The organism is Roseovarius azorensis, assembly GCF_900109455.1.
Taxonomy (GTDB): domain Bacteria; phylum Pseudomonadota; class Alphaproteobacteria; order Rhodobacterales; family Rhodobacteraceae; genus Roseovarius; species Roseovarius azorensis.
Genome location: NZ_FOAG01000004.1, coordinates 287,206 through 304,579, shown reverse-complemented (window position 1 = coordinate 304,579; position 17,374 = coordinate 287,206). Strand labels below are relative to the sequence as shown.

The following is a 17,374-nucleotide window of genomic DNA, read 5'->3' as shown; positions in this document are numbered from 1 at the left end:
CAGCCAGGTAGCTCGTCAGGCTCATAACCTGAAGGTCGTAGGTTCAAATCCTACTCCCGCAACCAAAAATACTCATAATAAATCAACACGTTTGAGGCGTAAGCCTCCGGGGGCGGCCGTCTGATCTTGGGTTCGCTCCGATGGTAAGTCCGACTTTATCAACCGCCCTCAAATCGAAGTTCTGTCTGCTGCCGATGGTGATCGCCGCCGGTATTGGTCGGATGATGACAAACTGCGCATTGTGGAAGAGAGCTTCATCGGCGACCGCCAGGCGGCGGCCACGGCGCGGCGGCATGGCATTTGCCGATCGCTGCTGACCACGTGGCGGCGGCAGTATCGAAACGGCGAACTTGGGTCTTCTCGCGCGGTATCGTTCGCGCCGGTGACCGTGACGAACGCGCCGCCGCCGCAGATCAATTCAGTTGATCCCTGCCGCTCACCGTCTGCATGGCGACGACACGACCGTGCCGCTTCTGGCGCGGGGTGGCGCGAAGAAGGCTCGGCTTTGGACCTTTGTGCGTGATGACCGGCCCTGGAATGGGGGCGCACCGCCGGCCGCGGTCTTCCACTTCTCCCGCGACCGTTCGGCAACCAATCCCAATGAGCATCTGGCCGGATGGCAAGGCGTGCTACAAGCGGACGCCTATGGCGGATACAACGACCTCTATCGAGCTGACCGTGATGCGGGGCCCGTGACCAGTGCGTTGTGCTGGTCGCATGCGCGCCGGAAGTTCTTCGAGCTGGCTGACATCGCGGGCAACGTCCGCAAAGGCAAACCCGCCCATCAGATCTCGCCGGTCGCGCTGGAAGCGGTGAAACGGATCGACGCCATCTTCGACATCGAGCGCGAGTTGGGTGGGCTGGATGCCGATGCCCGCCTTGCCACCCGCCAGGACCTGTCCCGTCCCCTGGTGAACAGCCTCCATGACTGGCTTCTGGCAGAGCGCGCGAAACTCTCCCGCCACAACAAGGTGGCCAAGGCGATCAACTACATGTTCGAGAAAGATGGGCGTTGGCAGGCCTTCACGGCATTCCTCGATGACGGGCGCATCTGCCTGACGAACAATGCGGCCGAACGAAACGGATGCAATAATTATGCTTCCAAGCAGTCCTGGGTCATTCCTTGAACTTGGAGCGTTTTCGCACATGGAGGAAGCGCGGATGTCATCGCAGAATAGGTTTACGGACGAGTTCAAAAGGGACGCTGTGGCGCAGGTTGTTGATCGCGGCTACGCGGTCAGCGAGGTGGCCGAACGGCTCGGGGTCAGCATCAAGTCGCTTTACACATGGAAGGCTCAGTTTGCGACGCCTGCCAAGGACTCCCTTGCGAAAGGCTGGCGACGGCGTCGAATAGTGGATATCGCGTCAATAAATAGTGACTGTGACGCGCTTCGTTCGACCTGAATGTGTGGGCGCTACCCGCTGACAACACCGGCCACGTTCACATAGAGTGCATAGACGGAGTGGCTGGCGGCCATGAACAGCCGACTGTTGGCGCGGCCACCGAAACACAGGTTGGCGCAACGCTCTGGCAACGCAATACGTCCGATGGGCGTGCCGTCGGGCGCAAAGACCATCACCCCATCCAACTCGGCGCTTCCCATGCCCCAACCGCACCACAGATTGCCATCCACATCGACGCGGAACCCGTCCGGAGTTCCGGGTCCCGCATCGATCAGCACGCGTTTGTTACGGATCGTTGCCCCATCTTCGCTGAGGTCATAGGCTAGTATCTTGCGGGTCGGCACACCACGCGATTCGACGATATAGAGCATTTGTTCATCAGGGCTGAACGCCAGTCCGTTTGGCCCCAGGATATCATCGGCCACCACATTCAGCTTGCTGGTGTCGGGATCCAGGCGATAGACATTCTGTTCCAATTCCGGTTCGGCTTTGTGACCTTCGTAGTTGCCAGCGATGCCAAAGGGAGGGTCAGTGAACCAGATGCTACCGTCGGACTTCACCACCACGTCATTGGGCGAATTCAGCCGCTTGCCGTCGAAGCTGTCTGCCAGAACTGTGATCGCACCGTCGTATTCCGTACGCGTTACCCTTCGCCCGCCGTGCTCGCAGGTGATCAGGCGGCCCTGATGGTCGCGTGTCTGTCCGTTCGAAAAGTTCGACGGTTGGCGGAAAGCCGAGACCTGCCCGGTCACCTCGTCCCAGCGCAGAATACGGTTGTTGGGGATGTCACTCCAAAGAAGGTAACGGCCATCACCGAACCATACCGGGCCTTCGCACCAGCGGCAGCCGGTCGCCAGCCGTTCAACGCCAGCGAGTGGCAACTTCAATGCGTCGAACCTAGGGTCCAGCGAGATAACGGAAGGGTCAGGATACCGCGAGGCCGGTTTCCAGCCACTGTAATCTGTGAAGCTTTCCATCGTCTGCTGACCTCTTTAGACAATGTGGAGGGACGAATGTGTCAGGTCACTGGTCCCGGATTGAAAAGAGCAAGTTGATTGCTGATCCCCAAGCACTCGGCTTTAGTCTTTTGACCACTGGCCACCGCCAGTATCGTTTCAAAAATCTCTATCCCCATGGACTCAAGCGTTCGGTTCTCGGAGATGATCCGGCCCGTGTCGACATCAACCAGATCGTACCAGCGCCGCGCCAGATCGGTGCGCGTCACAAGCTTCACGACTGGTACTTCGGACAGGGAATAGGGTGTTCCCCGCCCGGTTGTGAAGACATGCACATTCATCCCTGCAGCCAACTGCAAAGTACCGCAAATGAAATCAGAAGCCGGAGTCGCGGCGAACAAGAGACCCTTCCGAGATGCGCGCTCTCCAGCCGGGATGACCCCGGAAATGGGCATCGATCCCGACTTGCTGATCGACCCCATGGCTTTTTCGACGATGTTTGAAAGGCCACCTTTCTTGTTGCCGGGCGTTGTGTTGGCGCTGCGGTCGGACCGGCCTGCGGCGAGGTATTCGTCGTACCAAGCCATCTCGCGGATGAGATCCTTGGCTACATCCGCTGTTGCAGCGCGCGCGACCAGCCGGTCGATGCCGTCGCGAACTTCGGTCACTTCCGAAAATATCACCGTGCCGCCCGCTCGAACAATCAGGTCAGCAGCTATACCAAGTGCAGGATTGGCCGTGACGCCGGAAAGGGCGTCGCTGCCGCCGCATTGCATCCCAACCACAAGATCGGACACCGGACAGGCTTCGCGCGTTCTGTTGTTCAGCGCGGTCAGATGCACTTCGGCTGAGTACAGAATTGACGTAATCATTGCCTCGAACCCGACATGGCTTTCGTCCTGAAGGGTGACAAGGCTGCTGGCTCTCCCCCGATCTAGGCCGGACCCGTCCGGGCTTTGAAACAGCTCGGGGAAAAGCCGAGTAGGTTGTAGTTTTTCGCAGCCTAGGCTCACGATCATAGTCGAGCCCGCGAAATTCGGATTGCGGGCTATGTTGTGCAAGGTGCGGATCGGCACAGCGGCGCCGGGCGCATCGATCGCGACACCGCATCCGTAGGTGTGATCTAGGGCGACAACATTGTCGACATTGGCAAACCGGGGAAGCATCTCACGCCGGATGCGCTCCACTGCGTGCCCGACCACGCCAGAGACGCATTGGACTGTGTTGGTGATGGCTAGAATGTTGCGCGTCCCCACGCTGCCGTCGCGATTGCGAAAGCCCTGAAACGTATAGCCTTCCAACGGAGACGTCGCAGGCGGTGGTGCCGATGGCACAATCAGTTCGGACAAAACCGGCGGCGCCGGCATGGTCAGGTTGGTTTCATTGACCCAAGCGCCTGCCGGTAGTGGACGGTCCGCGTGGCCGATCACGACGCCATAGCGCAGCACTGGTTCGCCCGCCTTAAGGTCCGTCAGCGCAACCTTGTGCGCCTGTGGAACGTCGTCGACCAGCGTCAGTCCGTCAACCTCTGTTCCTCCGGCCAGCCCTCCGTTGTTGGCGACAACAGCGACATTGTCAGACGCATGCATCCGGATAAGGCGTGGCAAATCGGCCATGGTTCAGGACCGCCCAATCTCATGATCGGCCAGAAGTTCAAGCGCGCGGACCATGCCGGAATGGTCCCACGCGGACCCGCCATTGGCAACGCAGGCGTTGAATAGTTCCATCGCCGTGGCCGTGTTCGGCAAACTGAGCCCCATCTGCCGCGCGTTGGACAGCGCAAGGCCAAGATCCTTTTGGTGCAACTCTATGCGAAAGCCGGGATCGAAGGTGCGCTTAATCATTCGTTTGCCGTGCACTTCGAGGATCTTCGAAGAGGCAAAGCCACCCATGAGCGCTTGACGTACCTTTTCCGGATCCGCTCCGGCTTTCGAAGCGAAGACCAGCGCTTCGCTGACAGCTTCGATGTTCAGCGCCACGATGATCTGGTTTGCGACCTTGCAGATCTGGCCGCTGCCCACGTCGCCCACATGGGTGATGTTTTGACCCATAAGTTCCAGAAGCGGCAGAACCCGGGCAAAGGCCGCGTCCGAGCCGCCACACATGATCGTCAGGCTGCCCGCCTTGGCCCCGACTTCGCCGCCAGAGACTGGCGCATCAACGTAATCACATCCAAGATCGTCGATCTTCCGGGCGAAATCCTTGGTGGCGAGGGGCGAAATCGAACTCATGTCGATCACACATTTCCCGGCGCCAAGGCCAGTGGCCACACCGTTTTCAGCGAACAGAACTTCTTGGACATGTGGCGTGTCCGGCACCATCAGGATGATCGTGTTGGCGCTCTCGGCGACTGCTTGCGGGGATACGCAGGCGACGCCGCCCGCCTCGGTTAATGGACTCGGGACACCGCTGCGCGAATGCAGGAAAACGTCGTGACCTGCCATAATCAGATGCCTCGCCATGGGCGCACCCATGATGCCAAGCCCAATAAACCCTACCTTGCTCAATGCACCCTCCTGTTCTCCGGACTGATCAATAGCTGAATGTTTGTGACGCAGGTTTTGCTGCGCGCATTGTCGACAGGATTGCCTGCGATCCCGATGCCATCAGGCGCGCGTCCGAGGAGACGGTCACAAACTGATACCCCATCTCGACCCGTTTCAGCGCCACTTCGACCGAGCCGTTGTGGATACCGCAGATTTTCCCATACTCTTTCGCCTTGGCGGCAACGTGCGCGATGGCCTCAGCAGCGGGCGGATCCACGTCGTCAAATGTCGGTCGGCAGCCCAGGGCCAGCGACAGGTCAGAAGGCCCCACATAAACTGCATCGAGGCCTGGGGTTGACAGGATGTCTTCGAGGTTGTCGAGTCCCTCGCGCGTTTCGATCATAGCAAAGACAACCACGGTGTCGTTGGCGCGTTCTGGATAGTCCTGCCCGCCATACAGAAAACCGCGGATCGGGCCGAAGCTGCGGGTGCCGTGGGGCGGATAGCGCGTATAGGCCACGAGCCTTTCGGCATCCTCGCGCGTGTTTACCATCGGGCAAATGACGCCGTAGGCACCCGCATCGAGAACCTTCATAAGGTAGACCGGGTCAAGCCATGGCACACGGACCACGGGTACCGTTTCGGTCGTGGAGATCGCGGTCAGCATCGGCACGGCCGCCTGATAGTCGACAACGCCGTGCTGCAGATCGACGGTCAGTGAATCCCAGCCTTGATGGGCCATGGTTTCGGCGGAGAACCCGTTTGGAACCGCAAGCCAACCATTTACTGCGGCGCCGCCGGACGCCCAAATCTGTCTTAACCTGTTCGCGCGCATGATGCGTATCCCTTTTGCTCGAATGATCCCCGGATCACTCTTCGTGAATGCCATCCGTGCAGAAAAGTCCGCCTTGATACATTGCGTCCGGCTCATTCCGCATGGGCGGTGTCCGTTCGGCGTCGAGTTTGCTGCGGAAACGCTCGGAATTGTCCTTGGGGCGCCAGCCGAGATAGGCGGCGCTGCTGTTGTCCCACCATGCGGCATCGTTATCCGACACGCCGTAAAGGACGGGACAGCCAAGCTGCGGGACGCTGAAGATCCGCTCGATCAGACAGATCATGTCATCCGCGCTTAGCCAGGACGACAACATCCGGTGGCTGGGCGGTTCGGGAAAACAGGAACCGATACGTACGCAGGCCGTCTCAATCCCGAACTTGTCATAATACATCCGTGCCAGCGCCTCGCCGAATACCTTTGAAACCCCGTAGAGTCCATCCGGGCGTGTCGGGTTCTTGCTTGGATCAAGGCGGGTTGTTTGCGCATGAAAGCCGGTGGTGTGGTGCGAGCTGGCAAAGAATATCCGCGGTTGGACAGAGGATTTCCGTGCCCCTTCATAGAGGTTGAACATGCCGTCGATATTGGCGGCCTTGACGATTTTCCAAGGACCCTCGACCGCCTGCCCGCCCATGTGAACGATGCCGTCACAGCCCTCGACCATCGCTTCGACCGCCGACTTGTCGCTTAGGTCGCAATAGACGATCTCTTCATCTGGCCCCGCAACGCCCAATCCGCGCCGGGCATTCAGGCGAATGGTTTTAGCCATGTGACCGAGGCGTTGCCGACAAAGGGATCCGAGACTTCCGTTGGCACCAGTGATCAGAAGCTTTTGCAACATCGTCCATTTCCTAGGTTTGCTGTGAAAACCACCGCAGGCCGCGAAACCTGTGAGCGCGCGACTGACGCAGGCGGCTTTCTGCCGCCCGCGTCAGTTGGTTCATTCAGGGAGTGGTGTTCTGCACCGCTTCGAGAAGTTCCCCGCCATGCTTAGACTTGAAGTCTTCGTATATCGGGCCCATCCGAGCCCGGAAGGCTTCGACATCGACCTCGTTGACCTGCATGCCTTTGGCCTGAAGCTCTTCCAGCGCCTGCGCGCCGACCTCGGCTGTCAGGGCGATCTCGTAGTCCTGAAGCCGTGCAGATTCCTCGACAAGCACTTGTTGCTGTTCTGCGGTCAGGCCGTTCCAGGTCCCCAAACTGATTGCCACGACACCCGGAGGACGAAAATGCTGCGTCATCGACAGGTAACTGGTCACTTCATAGAAGCGATCGTTCAGCACGTTGCCGGTGGCGTTTTCGCCCCCGTCCAGAACGCCCTGTTCGAGTGCGGTGTAAAGCTCGCTATAGGACATCGGTGTTGCCGAGCCGCCCATCGCGTTCACTGTGTTGACCATGAGCGGGCTTTCCATAACGCGGATTTTCAGCCCGCCCATATCTTCTGGCGTCACCACTGGGCGCACCTTGTTGAAGACGTTGCGATAGCCGTTGTCGAACCAGGCCAGGATCTTGATGCCGCGTGCTTCGGCCATCTCGTTGAACTTTGCGCCGACCGGCCCCGAGATAACCGCCTTGAAATGTTCGGTGTCGCGGATCAGGTAAGGCAGGCTGAACAGGTCGAATTCCGGTACGAAGCCGGCGATCGGGGCGGTCGAGACCTGCGCCATCTGAATGCTGCCCAGCATCATTCCTTCAATGTAATCCCGCTCACCGCCAAGCTGGGCGCCGTCGAGAACCTCGATATTCAGGCCAGCGTCGCGCGCGGCGACCTGTTCGGCGAACCAGCGCAACGAGATGTTGTGATGGTGCGATGGTCCGGTGACCGACGCCACGCGGATTGTCTTGTCCTGGGCCAGCGCAGGGCTTGCCAGCGCGCCAAGCGACAGTATAGCAGTAGCTCCGATTACTTTGAGAAGTGCTCTTCTGATCATGGTGTAATTCCTCCCTTTAGAGTCCGTTGGATAGTCAGGTTATCCGGCCCCTTGCCGGATAGTCGCTTGACGGATCAGCGCCTTGCCTTCAAGGCTCAGCGCTGCACGGCAAAATCATCTGGTTCATCAAGAACCAGCTTGTTGAGCGGGCGCACGCCGTCTTTGGTGACCGCGACCACAACTTCGATCCGATAACCGCCGCCTGGCAGATCGTGCAGGTCCAGCTTGACGGCCAGCGTCATGCCGGCCTCGAGCTCGAAATCGCTGTCCGAGCTCAGGTTTGGCGGTTCGACCACGTCAAGCCCCACCGCATGCCCCACGCCGCGCAGGCCTTTTGCATAGGGCGTGAAATTATCGGCAAAGCCATGCGGTTCGAGTTCTTCCAGTAGCGTGTCGAAGATCGAGCGCGCGGTGATTCCCGGGCGAATGGTCGGGATCACCTTTTTCAGCGCCCGGTGACCTGCCACCAATGCGCGTTCCTGTTCCGGATCGGCGCCGGGCATCAGAATCGTGATGCCACCATCGTTGCAATAGTGGCCGATGGCCGGGTTGAAATCGAGCATGACGTATTCGCCCGGCCGGATCTTGCGGTCGGTTGCGCGCCATGCGGGGTAGTTCGTGTTTGGTCCAGACATGACCACGGTGGCCGAGCCGATGTCGGCGTTCATCTGCCGCGCGATGCCTTCGGCCAGTCCGGCGACCTGGATTTCGGTCATGCCCACCTTGACGGACTTGGCGGCCTGCTTGAGCACAGCGTCGTTGATATCCGCCGCCTGCTCCATCAGGTCGATTTCAGCCTCGGACTTGATTTTTCGCAGATCGAGCATGATGTCGTCTCGGTTCTCGATCACAGCGTCGGGCACGGCATCGACGAGTTGCTCGTAGATCTCGAAGGGCAGGATGTTCTTTCCGATCAGGCCAATCTTGCTAGCGCGGCCAACGATCGGGGCAAATACCTGTGGAAAATCAGAATACGGGCGGTGAATGCCGCGCACGTCCTCGATCCAGCACATATCCTTGGCGGCGTAGGCATTGAGCCGCCCCAGAAAGACTACCGGTTCATTGTCACCAACGATCAGCACCAGCTGCGGTGATTCCTCGATCACGTTGATGGGCTTGTAATTCGTGACATATGTCGAATGACCCGAGCGGTATTCATCCGAATAGATGATGAGCGCGTCGTATTCCTCGGACTTCATGCGGCGTCGCAGGTTTTCGGTCCGTTGCTTTAGTTCCTCAGTTGTAATGCCCATAGCGGCTATCCTTTGCTGGAGTAGGGGTTCAGTGGCCGAGCAGCGTCGGTACTGACATGATGAAGACGGGAAACACTGCGCAGAGGAGCAAGATTGCAATCAACACGGCGCAGAACGGCACGAGGCCGCGGAACGCCTGTGAAATTGTGATGCCCGCGATAGCGCAGCAGATGTAGGTGAGGATACCGACAGGCGGCGTTACCGATCCGATGACCACAGCCATGACAAGAATGACCCCGAAGAAGACAGGATCGATGCCCAGACCCAATATGACTGGCAGCAGCACGGGCGTGAAGATGATCAGGATTGGGATTCCCTCGATGAACAGCCCTAGAATCAGAATGAAGATGAGGATCAGAAGCAATGCGATAGTCGGATTGGTCGATATTCCTCCAAGGACATCGAGCACCGCGGCACCAAAACCGGCCCAGGCCAACAGCCATGCAAAGGATGTAGCCATGGCGATAAGGAACATCGCGGCGGCGGTGGTCACGGCGGCATCAACCAAAAGCTCGCCCACCAGTTTGAAGGTAAGCGTCTTGTAGACGAATGTGCCGACAAGTGCGGCGTAGGCGACCGCCACAACCCCGGCCTCGGTGGCGGTGAAGACGCCCGAGAATATCCCGCCAAGGATGATGACCGGCATGAAGAGCGCCCAGGCAGCGCCTCGGAAGGCCGGGATTACAGGCGGTAGTTCGCTGCGCGACGGTGCGGGGTAGTTGCGTCTCCGGGCGATGTAATACGCCATGCCCATTAGCCCCAGGGCAACCATCAGGCCCGGGACAAAGCCACCAAGGAAAAGCTGCGCAATCGAGACATTCGCGATCGAGCCATAGATGACCATCATTATGCTGGGCGGGATGATCGGCCCCATGGCGCTCGACGACGCGTTGACCGCAACGGCATAATCGGCGTCAAAGCCATTCTTCTTCATGGCGGGGATCATCATTGATCCGAGTGCTGAGGCATCCGCCGTCGCCGACCCGGAAATGCCCGAAAAGAACATGCTCGACACGATTGAGACATGGGCAAGACCGCCCCGGATATGGCCGACCAGAGATCTTGCAAAGGCCACGATCCGTTCGGTGATGCCGCAGGCGTTCATCAGCTCTCCGGCGATGATGAAGAACGGGATGGCCAGCAGGGTGAAGCTATCCACGCCGACAAAAGCGCGTGTCACAATGCTGTTGATCGGCAAGGTATCATCGACGAGCAATGTTGTTGCCGCGGCGATGCCAAGCGCAAAGGCAATCGGCATGTTGACAATCAGCAGAACGAAGAATGTCAGAAAAAGGACGGTAAGCATGTGTGATCAGTCCTCTGACATGTTGCTTGAGAACGCGTAGGCGACCAGCCGCTCTGCGCAGATCAGAAAGATTAGGGCCATCGAGACGGGAATCGCGATGTAGATCCATGACATCTGCATGCCGAGCGCAGGGGAACGCTGGAACATGTTCATGTTTATGACGGGGAAACTCGCGTAGATGACAGTGGCCGCAAATCCTGCAATGAGCGCGTTGGTAAGCGCATCAAGCCCGCGACGCGCTTTGCGCGGTAGCATGTTGACGAATAAATCTACACCTAGGTGAATGCCGCGGGACAAACCGACTGCACCGCCCAGAAAGACAATCCAGACAAAGCAGTAACGCGCCAATTCCTCTGACCATGGCAGCGGCGCAGCAATCACGTAACGGAAAACGACCTGGGCTAGTGTAACGAAGACCATCACAACCGAAATTGCAATGATGGACGCTTTCGTAATCGCCAGCAAAGCCGTGAGTACGACCGAATTCCTGTCGCCTTCCATGGCCCCCTCCCTCTAATGCCCCTGCTCAGGGGCTGCCCTCAAATATGAAATCGATTTCACAAGAAATGTCATCTTGAGTCAATACTTTTCTGCTTTTGCCTCTAAATATCTGGTAACGGACAATTTGTAAGCTTATGATCCGGTATGAAGTTCACAGAATCAGGAAATCGATTGCAGGATTTTGCGTTAAAAGTGCGTGTGACGGATGTCGCTCGGCTTGCCGGTTGCGCCCCGGCCACTGTCTCGCGCGCGCTCAACAATCCGGACAAGGTGTCGCCTGAAAAACGCGCGCGTGTCGAAAGCGCGATGAAAGAGCTGGGCTATGTACGTAACCATGCGGCTAGGGCTCTGCGGTCACAGCGGTCGCATATGGTGGGAGTTCTAATCCCAACGCTCGATTATGCGATTTACGCCAGTCTTGTCGGTGCGGCCACCCGGCGTCTTTCCACTGCCGGAATCTCGGCACTGGTCGCCACTTTCAATTACGATCTGCAAACGGAATTTAAGGAAGCCAGGCTGCTTATCGAACGGGGTGCCGAGGCGCTTATCCTGATCGGCCAGAAGCACGACCCGGCGCTCTACAGCCTGCTTCACCAGCATGATGTATGTTTCGTGAACACCTATACGCTTGATCCGCACGGCACACATCCGAGCGTCGGATTCGATAATGAAGCGGCAGCGGCAGCCATAACGCGCCATCTGGTGCATCTCGGTCACCGCAATATCTGCGTTATATCCGGGCGCACCCGTGACAATGACCGGACCATTACCCGTCTGGCTGGTATCAGGCAGGAGCTTATGCGCCACGGGATCGAACTTCAGCCTGATCGTGTCATAGAACGCTCATATTCCATCGCAAACGGTCGCGAGGCTTGCGCGACGCTCTTGGCGCGCATCCACCCCCAGCCCACGGCGCTGATCTGTGGCAATGATGTCCTGGCGCTCGGCGCTATCGTCGAATGCCGCGAGCGTGGTCTGCGGATTCCCGAGGATATTTCCATAGTCGGCTTTGACAATCTGGAACTGTCCAAACATTCCAACCCGCCGCTTACGACGGTCGATGTACCAACCGAACAGATGGGTGATGCAGCGGCGGGTTATCTGCTTGACCGGTTGGACGGAAAAGAGGTTTCGCCGCAGAACTCGGTCGAGGTGCAGCTTATCCTGCGGCACACCACGGCGCCGCCGGCACGGTAAAGCTGACCTTTACCCATGAACCAGAAATCCGCAAGCGACCGGCACGACACTGGAGACCTACCATGAACTCACTGCGCGAGATCGCGCTTTCGCTGTTTAGGGCTGCCGTGGACCAGGCCGATCCGGCGCGTGCGTTGCGACGGCACTGGCAGGCCAACCGCTTGCCGGATCTTGGAACCGGGCGCTGCTTTGTGGTAGCGATCGGCAAGGCAGCGGTGCCGATGATGCAAGCGGCGCTTGACAGCCTGCCCCGTGTGGACCACGCGCTGGTGGTCACCAACGCCGAAAACGCTGTCCCCCTGACTGGAGCGTCCATAATGTTAGCGGCGCATCCCGTGCCTGATGAAACCTCGGTCGCGGCGGGTAGAGCGGTGACGGCCCTGTTGCAAAAGGCCGGGCAAGGAGACCGCGTGTTGGCGCTGATTTCGGGCGGCGGCTCAGCGCTGATGGCGGCACCCGCCGGTGATATTTCCCTGGCGGATTTTTCCCATACGAACGCGGTACTCTTGGCCAGCGGGCTTGAAATCACGCAGATGAACCTGATCCGCCAGCAGATCGACAGCCTGAAGGGTGGCGGGTTTCTGCGTCAGGCTGCGCCCGCCAAGGTGTATGGCTACCTGCTCTCCGACGTGATCGACGACGATCTGCGCGCCATCGCCTCTGGCCCGACTGTATCGCCGATAGGCACCCGCGAGGATGCGATCGCCTTGCTGCGCGATGCCGGACTCTGGGATGCCGTGCCCGAGATGGTGCGCTATCATCTGCAAGTTCCAAGCCCCTCCGCGATGGTGCCACAGGCGATAAACCATCTGATCGGCTCGAACCGCCACAGCCTTCAGGCGATGCTTTCAGCCGTGCCTGAAGGGCTCGCCGCGCGTATCGCCAACGACCGGCTCGAGGGCGATGTGTGTGATGCGGCGGAACAGATCCTGCGCAACGCGGAGGATGCCCAAGGTCCGGTGGCGCTGATCTTTGGCGGTGAAACCACGGTTCAGGTGCGTGGCACAGGCCTTGGCGGGCGCAATCAGGAACTGGCTCTGCGCGTGGCCATGGGAGCCGAGGACCGCCTCGCCCCAGGCTGGGTGTTTCTGTCCGGGGGCACTGATGGGCGTGACGGTCCGACTGAGGCTGCAGGTGGTGTGGTGGATGAGGGAACGCCCGCGCGGATCCGGGCAGCGGGGCGCGATCCTGCCGCCCTGCTTGCAAGCAACGACAGCTATGCCGCCCTGAAACTGTCGGAAGACCTGCTAATCACCGGTGGCACCGGTACCAATGTTGCTGATGTTCAGGTATTCCTGCGACCAGCACCCTGATACCCTCGGACCGCGCAGATAAATTCAGAAGCGATACCGCCCGTGAGAGGCTCTCTAGGATTTCGTAACTGAGTAATTCCGCACGGGAAATAGGAAAGTATGTCTTTGAAATTGACTTGTTGATAGATTCCTGCGTGCGTTTGTGGTGAAGGCCCGCAGGATGCCGTGCAATGGTCCTTCGCAAATGCAAATCGAATTACGGTTCCGTTCGTACCGTCATCATCCGGTTGAAGAGAATGCTGCGCGCTGCACGAATGACGGTTTTGGTGAAGGTGGGTCACTGGGTAGACCCATTAGCTGCGCAGAAACGATGGTGCGCCATGGCAATCATGGAGACCGCAAAGCTCAATGGCCTCGATCCGCGGGGCGATCTCGCCGAGGTTCTCAACCGGATGTGCAGAGTGCAGATGCAATCCTCCAATTCTTGAGATACTCATGAAGAATCAAACTGAGATGGAAATCATTTCCTTGGTAAGAGCTTGCTCCGATCCCCCTCCAGCAACAAAAAATACTCATAACAAACAGATACTTAACAGTCGCTCAAAGGCGGCTTTCCGCGTTCCGCTTTCTGCCGTGGAAGCACTGTGGAAGCAAACGAGGCGTGAAAAAGAGTGTGGCAACAGCGCAACGCTAACGCCTGCGACGGCAAAACCCTTCTCCGATCATCGCATCCGCACTGTACGGGTCATTCGCCAATTCCTGCCAATCGCCCGCCAAGGCGGCCTTTGCTTTCACCCGTCACGCCCCATAGCGCTGAACGAAATTCCGCAGGATGCGTTCGGGGGCGTGGACCTGTGCTGCGCGGCACATGACGATGAGGTCTTCTGCGGTTTCGGGCGGGAAATAGCCCTTGTGGCGATAGATGCGGATGCGGGTCTCGAAGCCGTCCGCATCGGCCTCGGGGTGGAACTGGGTGGCATAGACATTCTGGCCATAGCGGATCATCTGAAAAGGACAGGTGGAGGCGCTGATCAGGTGGGCGCAGCCCGGTGGCAGATCCTGCAGGGCCTCTTTGTGACCGACGAACGCCTGAAACCGCAGGGGCAGTCCGGCAAGCAGCGGGTCGGCGACGCCCTCGGGTGTGAGCGAACAGTCGGCGGTGCCAACGGGTTCGCCGTAGCGCGCCTTGCTCACCTCTCCCGAGAGATGTTTGCCGAGGATGCCGATGCCGTAGCAACAGCCGAGAAAGGGGATGTCGCGGTCCGTGATGCGCGGCATGAGCGAGAGCACCTCGGCCTCGATCCGCGCCTCCTGTGGCGTTTTGTCGGTGGGCGTGTCGCTGACGCAGCCGGGGCCGCCGCCGACGATGACACCGGCGTAACCGGCGAGGGACAGATCGGCGGGCAGGCCCTGTTGATCCAGCCGGATACGGTGGCAGCAATCGGGTGCAAGACCGCCTTTGCGCAGAATGGCGGCATATTCGTCCTCTGCCGCCTCGGTTTCGGGGCGCAGTTGTAGGATCAGAAAGGGCTTGGGCATGGCTGCGCTCCTCGGATAGAACTGTGGTTGCCCGCTTGGCGCCCCCGCGTCAAGCCTGCAGGGTTGCGCGTGCTTGACGCGGGGGCGCAAATGCATAGGGTGCGCGCAATCCGTGCCAACCCCAAGGAAAGAGCCATGACCCAACGATTGCATCTGGTTTTCGGGGGCGAGTTGACCGACCCCTCGCGCAATGTGTTCAAGGATGTGAGCGCACTGCATGTGGTGGGGATCTTTCCCGATTACGAAAGCGCCTACAATGCCTGGAAGGCCGAGGCGCATCGCACGGTGGACAATGCGCATACGCGCTATTTCATTGCCCATCTGCACAAGCTGCGCGACGAGGCGCGGGAGGCCTCGCCAACCGAAGAGCTGGGCTGACGGGCATGAGCCGCTCGCTCAGTCTTGCGGCTTATCTGGCCTATGCGCGTCGGGCGGGCCGGGCGGGGGCCGCGCCGGATACGCCCCGGCCAGAAGGCAAGCTGATCTGGGCGCATGCGGTGGATGCAGCGCGTGCGGATACGCTGGTGCATCTGGCCGGGCGGCTGGCGCAGCAGCGCCCCGGCCTGCACATGGTGCTGACCACAACCGAGGCAGTGCCCGAGCGGCGGCGCTCTGGCGGGACGGTGATCTGGCAGCCACTGCCAGAGGATCACGTGCCTGCCGCCGAGGCCTTTCTGGGGCATTGGCGACCCGATATCTGTCTGTGGACCGGCGGCGACCTGAAACCGGCGCTGCTGATTACGGCGGCGCGGCGGGAAATCCCGCTCTACCTGGTGGATGCCGACGAGGCCTTTCTGGAGCGTCCGGCATGGCGCTGGTTTCCCGACATGCCCCGCGCGGTGCTCAGCTCGTTTACCGAGATCCTGACCCGGAGCGATGCGGCGGCGCGGTTGCTGCGCCGGTTTGGCGCGCCGGCGCGGATCGTATCGGTCACCGGTCCGTTTCAGGAAGGGGCCATGACCCTGCCCTGCAATGCCGCGGACCGGGAGGAGTTGGCTGCTCTGTTGCGCGGGCGTCCGGTCTGGCTGGCGGCGATGGCGCAGGTGGATGAACTGGAGATCATCCTGGAGGCGCATCGCGAGGTGAGCAGGCTGGCGCATCGCAGCCTGTTGATTCTGGTGCCCGACGAGATTTCGGACAGCATTGCGGTTCGTGAGCGACTGGACGGGCAGGGCTGGCGCTATGTCACCTGGTCCGAAGGTGAAACGCCGCGCGAAACGACGCAGATCGTTCTGGCCGATACCCGTGGCGAAATGGGGCTGTGGTACCGGCTGGCGCCGATCACCTTCATGGGGTCGTCGCTGGTGCCGGGGCAGTATGGCCGCGATCCGAACGAACCTGCGGCGCATGGTTCGGCCATTCTCTATGGCCCCAACGTGGGACGCTATCTGCGGCGCTATTCGCGTTTTGCCGAGGCCGGGGCGGCGCGGATCGTGCGCGATACCGAGACGCTGGCGGGTGCGGTGCAGCGACTGATCGCGCCGGATCAGGCGGCGGCGATGGCGCATGCGGCGTGGGATGTGGCGTCAAAGGGGGCGGCGGTCACGGACCGTATCCTGGACATGCTGCTGGACCGGCTGGATCGGCTGGACCGGCTGGATGCGCAGCGATGAGGGCACCCGGTTTCTGGTTCGCCGCGCCGGAGCAGCCCGGTTTGCGGGCGAGGTTCATGTCGCCTCTGGGTGCGCTTTATGCACGCGCCACGGCGCGGCGGCTGGCCGGATCTGATGGCTGGCGGGCGCCGGTTCCGGTGATTTGTGTCGGCAATCTCAATGCGGGCGGCACGGGCAAGACGCCGACGGTGCTGGCGGTGGTTGGACGTCTGCAGGCGATGGGGCTGGCGCCTGTGATCCTTTCGCGCGGCCATGGCGGGCGGCTGGCCGGGCCTGTGGCGGTCGATCCGGCGCACCACGGCGCGGCGGATGTCGGGGACGAGCCGTTGCTGGCGGCGGCCTTTGCGCCGACATGGGTTGCCCGCGACCGGACGCGGGGGGCGAAGGCCCTGCTCGCGAAGGCTGAGGCCGAGGGTGTATCGGTCGATTGCATCGTGATGGATGACGGGTTTCAGAACCCGGGACTTGTCAAGGATATCTCGGTCATCGTGGTGGATGCCGCGCGTGGCTTTGGCAACGGGCGCTGCATTCCGGCGGGGCCGTTGCGTGAACCCGTGGCGGTGGGACTGGCGCGCGCCGACATGGTGCTGTCGATCGGCCCGGAAGCGGCGCAGGGGGTGTTTGACCAGTGCTGGGGGCACCGGATCAGCCTGCCGCATATGCGCGGGCAACTGGAGCCGTTGCAGACTGGCATGGACTGGCAGGGCGCGCGAGTGCTGGCCTTTGCCGGGATAGGCCACCCGGAGAAGTTCTTTGCTACCTTGCGCGGGCTGGGGGCGGATCTGGCGCGGTGCGAGGCGCTGGAGGATCATCAGCCTTTCACGGCTGCGCTGATGGCGCGGTTGGAACGGGAGGCTGCGATACTGGGTGCGCAACTGGTGACGACCGAGAAGGATGCCGTGCGATTGCCGCCCGAATTCCGACGCAGGGTATTGACGCTGCCGGTGCGGTTGCATGTTGCGGATTGGGGGCCGTTCGATGCGGCGCTGGCGCGGGTCGGATTGTTGCCGGGGGAGTGATGCCGGGCTGAAGCCCGGCCTACGTATCCAGCCGTGATTTTGGCGGTGGCGTGCGGGGCCGGAGTTTGCCCTGACCCCGCAGCC

The 17,374-nt window shown here is 60.4% G+C and carries 17 protein-coding genes and 2 pseudogenes; 9 read left to right on the top strand and 10 right to left on the bottom strand.

Annotated features, from left to right (window positions below):
- Window positions 1-157 precede the first annotated feature (157 nt).
- The 3 genes and pseudogenes from tnpA to BSG08_RS19900 form a co-directional block, all read left to right on the top strand.
- A complete protein-coding gene (tnpA, locus tag BSG08_RS08645; RefSeq protein ID WP_093035130.1) occupies window positions 158-523 on the top strand; it encodes an IS66-like element accessory protein TnpA in 366 nt (121 codons plus the stop codon).
- Window positions 432-1,079 (top strand): annotated as a pseudogene (tnpC, locus tag BSG08_RS08640) (IS66 family transposase); the annotation flags it as partial. The gene tnpA and the pseudogene tnpC, both read left to right, overlap by 92 nt.
- An 82-nt stretch (window positions 1,080-1,161) precedes the next feature.
- A pseudogene (locus tag BSG08_RS19900) lies at window positions 1,162-1,299 on the top strand (transposase); the annotation flags it as partial.
- 116 nt (window positions 1,300-1,415) lie between these two features.
- Here BSG08_RS19900 and BSG08_RS08630 read toward each other — a convergent pair.
- The 9 genes from BSG08_RS08630 to BSG08_RS08590 all read right to left on the bottom strand — a co-directional run bounded on the left by BSG08_RS08630 (window position 1,416) and on the right by BSG08_RS08590 (window position 10,669).
- Complete coding sequence (locus tag BSG08_RS08630; RefSeq protein ID WP_093035124.1) at window positions 1,416-2,381, bottom strand: SMP-30/gluconolactonase/LRE family protein; 966 nt, start codon at window positions 2,379-2,381, stop codon at window positions 1,416-1,418.
- Window positions 2,382-2,422: 41 nt separating this feature from the next.
- Window positions 2,423-3,976, bottom strand: coding sequence for a galactarate dehydratase (gene garD, locus BSG08_RS08625; protein WP_093035121.1), 1,554 nt, complete (start codon window positions 3,974-3,976; stop codon window positions 2,423-2,425).
- 3 nt (window positions 3,977-3,979) lie between these two features.
- Window positions 3,980-4,867 (bottom strand): 2-hydroxy-3-oxopropionate reductase, encoded by an 888-nt coding sequence (locus BSG08_RS08620; protein ID WP_093035118.1) that lies wholly within the window; start codon window positions 4,865-4,867, stop codon window positions 3,980-3,982.
- Between the two features lie 25 nt (window positions 4,868-4,892).
- Window positions 4,893-5,735, bottom strand: coding sequence for an HpcH/HpaI aldolase family protein (locus BSG08_RS08615; RefSeq protein ID WP_245770636.1), 843 nt, complete (start codon window positions 5,733-5,735; stop codon window positions 4,893-4,895).
- Window positions 5,716-6,519: an NAD-dependent epimerase/dehydratase family protein gene (locus tag BSG08_RS08610; RefSeq protein ID WP_093035112.1), complete on the bottom strand. Its 804-nt coding sequence runs from the start codon at window positions 6,517-6,519 to the stop codon at window positions 5,716-5,718. Before BSG08_RS08610 ends, BSG08_RS08615 begins: the two co-directional genes overlap by 20 nt.
- A 103-nt stretch (window positions 6,520-6,622) precedes the next feature.
- The gene (locus BSG08_RS08605) at window positions 6,623-7,609 is read right to left on the bottom strand and encodes a TRAP transporter substrate-binding protein (RefSeq protein WP_093035109.1); all 987 of its coding nucleotides are present in this window, start codon (window positions 7,607-7,609) and stop codon (window positions 6,623-6,625) included.
- A 95-nt stretch (window positions 7,610-7,704) separates the two neighbouring features.
- Window positions 7,705-8,862, bottom strand: coding sequence for a M24 family metallopeptidase (locus BSG08_RS08600; RefSeq protein WP_093035106.1), 1,158 nt, complete (start codon window positions 8,860-8,862; stop codon window positions 7,705-7,707).
- Between the two features lie 28 nt (window positions 8,863-8,890).
- On the bottom strand, window positions 8,891-10,168 hold the full coding sequence (locus BSG08_RS08595; RefSeq protein WP_093035103.1) for a TRAP transporter large permease: 1,278 nt from the start codon (window positions 10,166-10,168) through the stop codon (window positions 8,891-8,893).
- A gap of 6 nt (window positions 10,169-10,174) precedes the next feature.
- The gene (locus BSG08_RS08590; protein WP_093035100.1) at window positions 10,175-10,669 is read right to left on the bottom strand and encodes a TRAP transporter small permease; all 495 of its coding nucleotides are present in this window, start codon (window positions 10,667-10,669) and stop codon (window positions 10,175-10,177) included.
- A gap of 144 nt (window positions 10,670-10,813) precedes the next feature.
- On the opposite strand from BSG08_RS08590, the gene BSG08_RS08585 reads away from it, so the two are divergent.
- The 3 genes from BSG08_RS08585 (at window position 10,814) to BSG08_RS08575 (ending at window position 13,607) form a co-directional block, all read left to right on the top strand.
- Window positions 10,814-11,866 carry a LacI family DNA-binding transcriptional regulator gene (locus tag BSG08_RS08585; protein ID WP_093035098.1) on the top strand — a complete coding sequence of 351 codons (1,053 nt, stop codon included), beginning with the start codon at window positions 10,814-10,816 and terminating at the stop codon, window positions 11,864-11,866.
- Window positions 11,867-11,928: 62 nt separating this feature from the next.
- On the top strand, window positions 11,929-13,179 hold the full coding sequence (locus BSG08_RS08580) for a glycerate kinase type-2 family protein (protein WP_093035095.1): 1,251 nt from the start codon (window positions 11,929-11,931) through the stop codon (window positions 13,177-13,179).
- 170 nt (window positions 13,180-13,349) lie between these two features.
- The gene (locus tag BSG08_RS08575) at window positions 13,350-13,607 is read left to right on the top strand and encodes a hypothetical protein (protein WP_093035092.1); all 258 of its coding nucleotides are present in this window, start codon (window positions 13,350-13,352) and stop codon (window positions 13,605-13,607) included.
- Window positions 13,608-13,917: 310 nt separating this feature from the next.
- On the opposite strand, the gene BSG08_RS08570 is transcribed toward BSG08_RS08575, so the two are convergent.
- On the bottom strand, window positions 13,918-14,658 hold the full coding sequence (locus BSG08_RS08570) for a glutamine amidotransferase (RefSeq protein ID WP_093035089.1): 741 nt from the start codon (window positions 14,656-14,658) through the stop codon (window positions 13,918-13,920).
- A gap of 135 nt (window positions 14,659-14,793) precedes the next feature.
- On the opposite strand from BSG08_RS08570, the gene BSG08_RS08565 reads away from it, so the two are divergent.
- From BSG08_RS08565 to lpxK, 3 genes are read left to right on the top strand one after another with little or no spacing between them, the layout of a single operon-like run.
- Window positions 14,794-15,036 carry a DUF4170 domain-containing protein gene (locus BSG08_RS08565; RefSeq protein ID WP_093035086.1) on the top strand — a complete coding sequence of 81 codons (243 nt, stop codon included), beginning with the start codon at window positions 14,794-14,796 and terminating at the stop codon, window positions 15,034-15,036.
- A 5-nt stretch (window positions 15,037-15,041) separates the two neighbouring features.
- Window positions 15,042-16,271, top strand: coding sequence for a 3-deoxy-D-manno-octulosonic acid transferase (locus tag BSG08_RS08560; protein ID WP_093035082.1), 1,230 nt, complete (start codon window positions 15,042-15,044; stop codon window positions 16,269-16,271).
- On the top strand, window positions 16,268-17,290 hold the full coding sequence (lpxK, locus tag BSG08_RS08555; protein ID WP_093035079.1) for a tetraacyldisaccharide 4'-kinase: 1,023 nt from the start codon (window positions 16,268-16,270) through the stop codon (window positions 17,288-17,290). Before BSG08_RS08560 ends, lpxK begins: the two co-directional genes overlap by 4 nt.
- The last annotated feature ends 84 nt before the right edge of the window (window positions 17,291-17,374 follow it).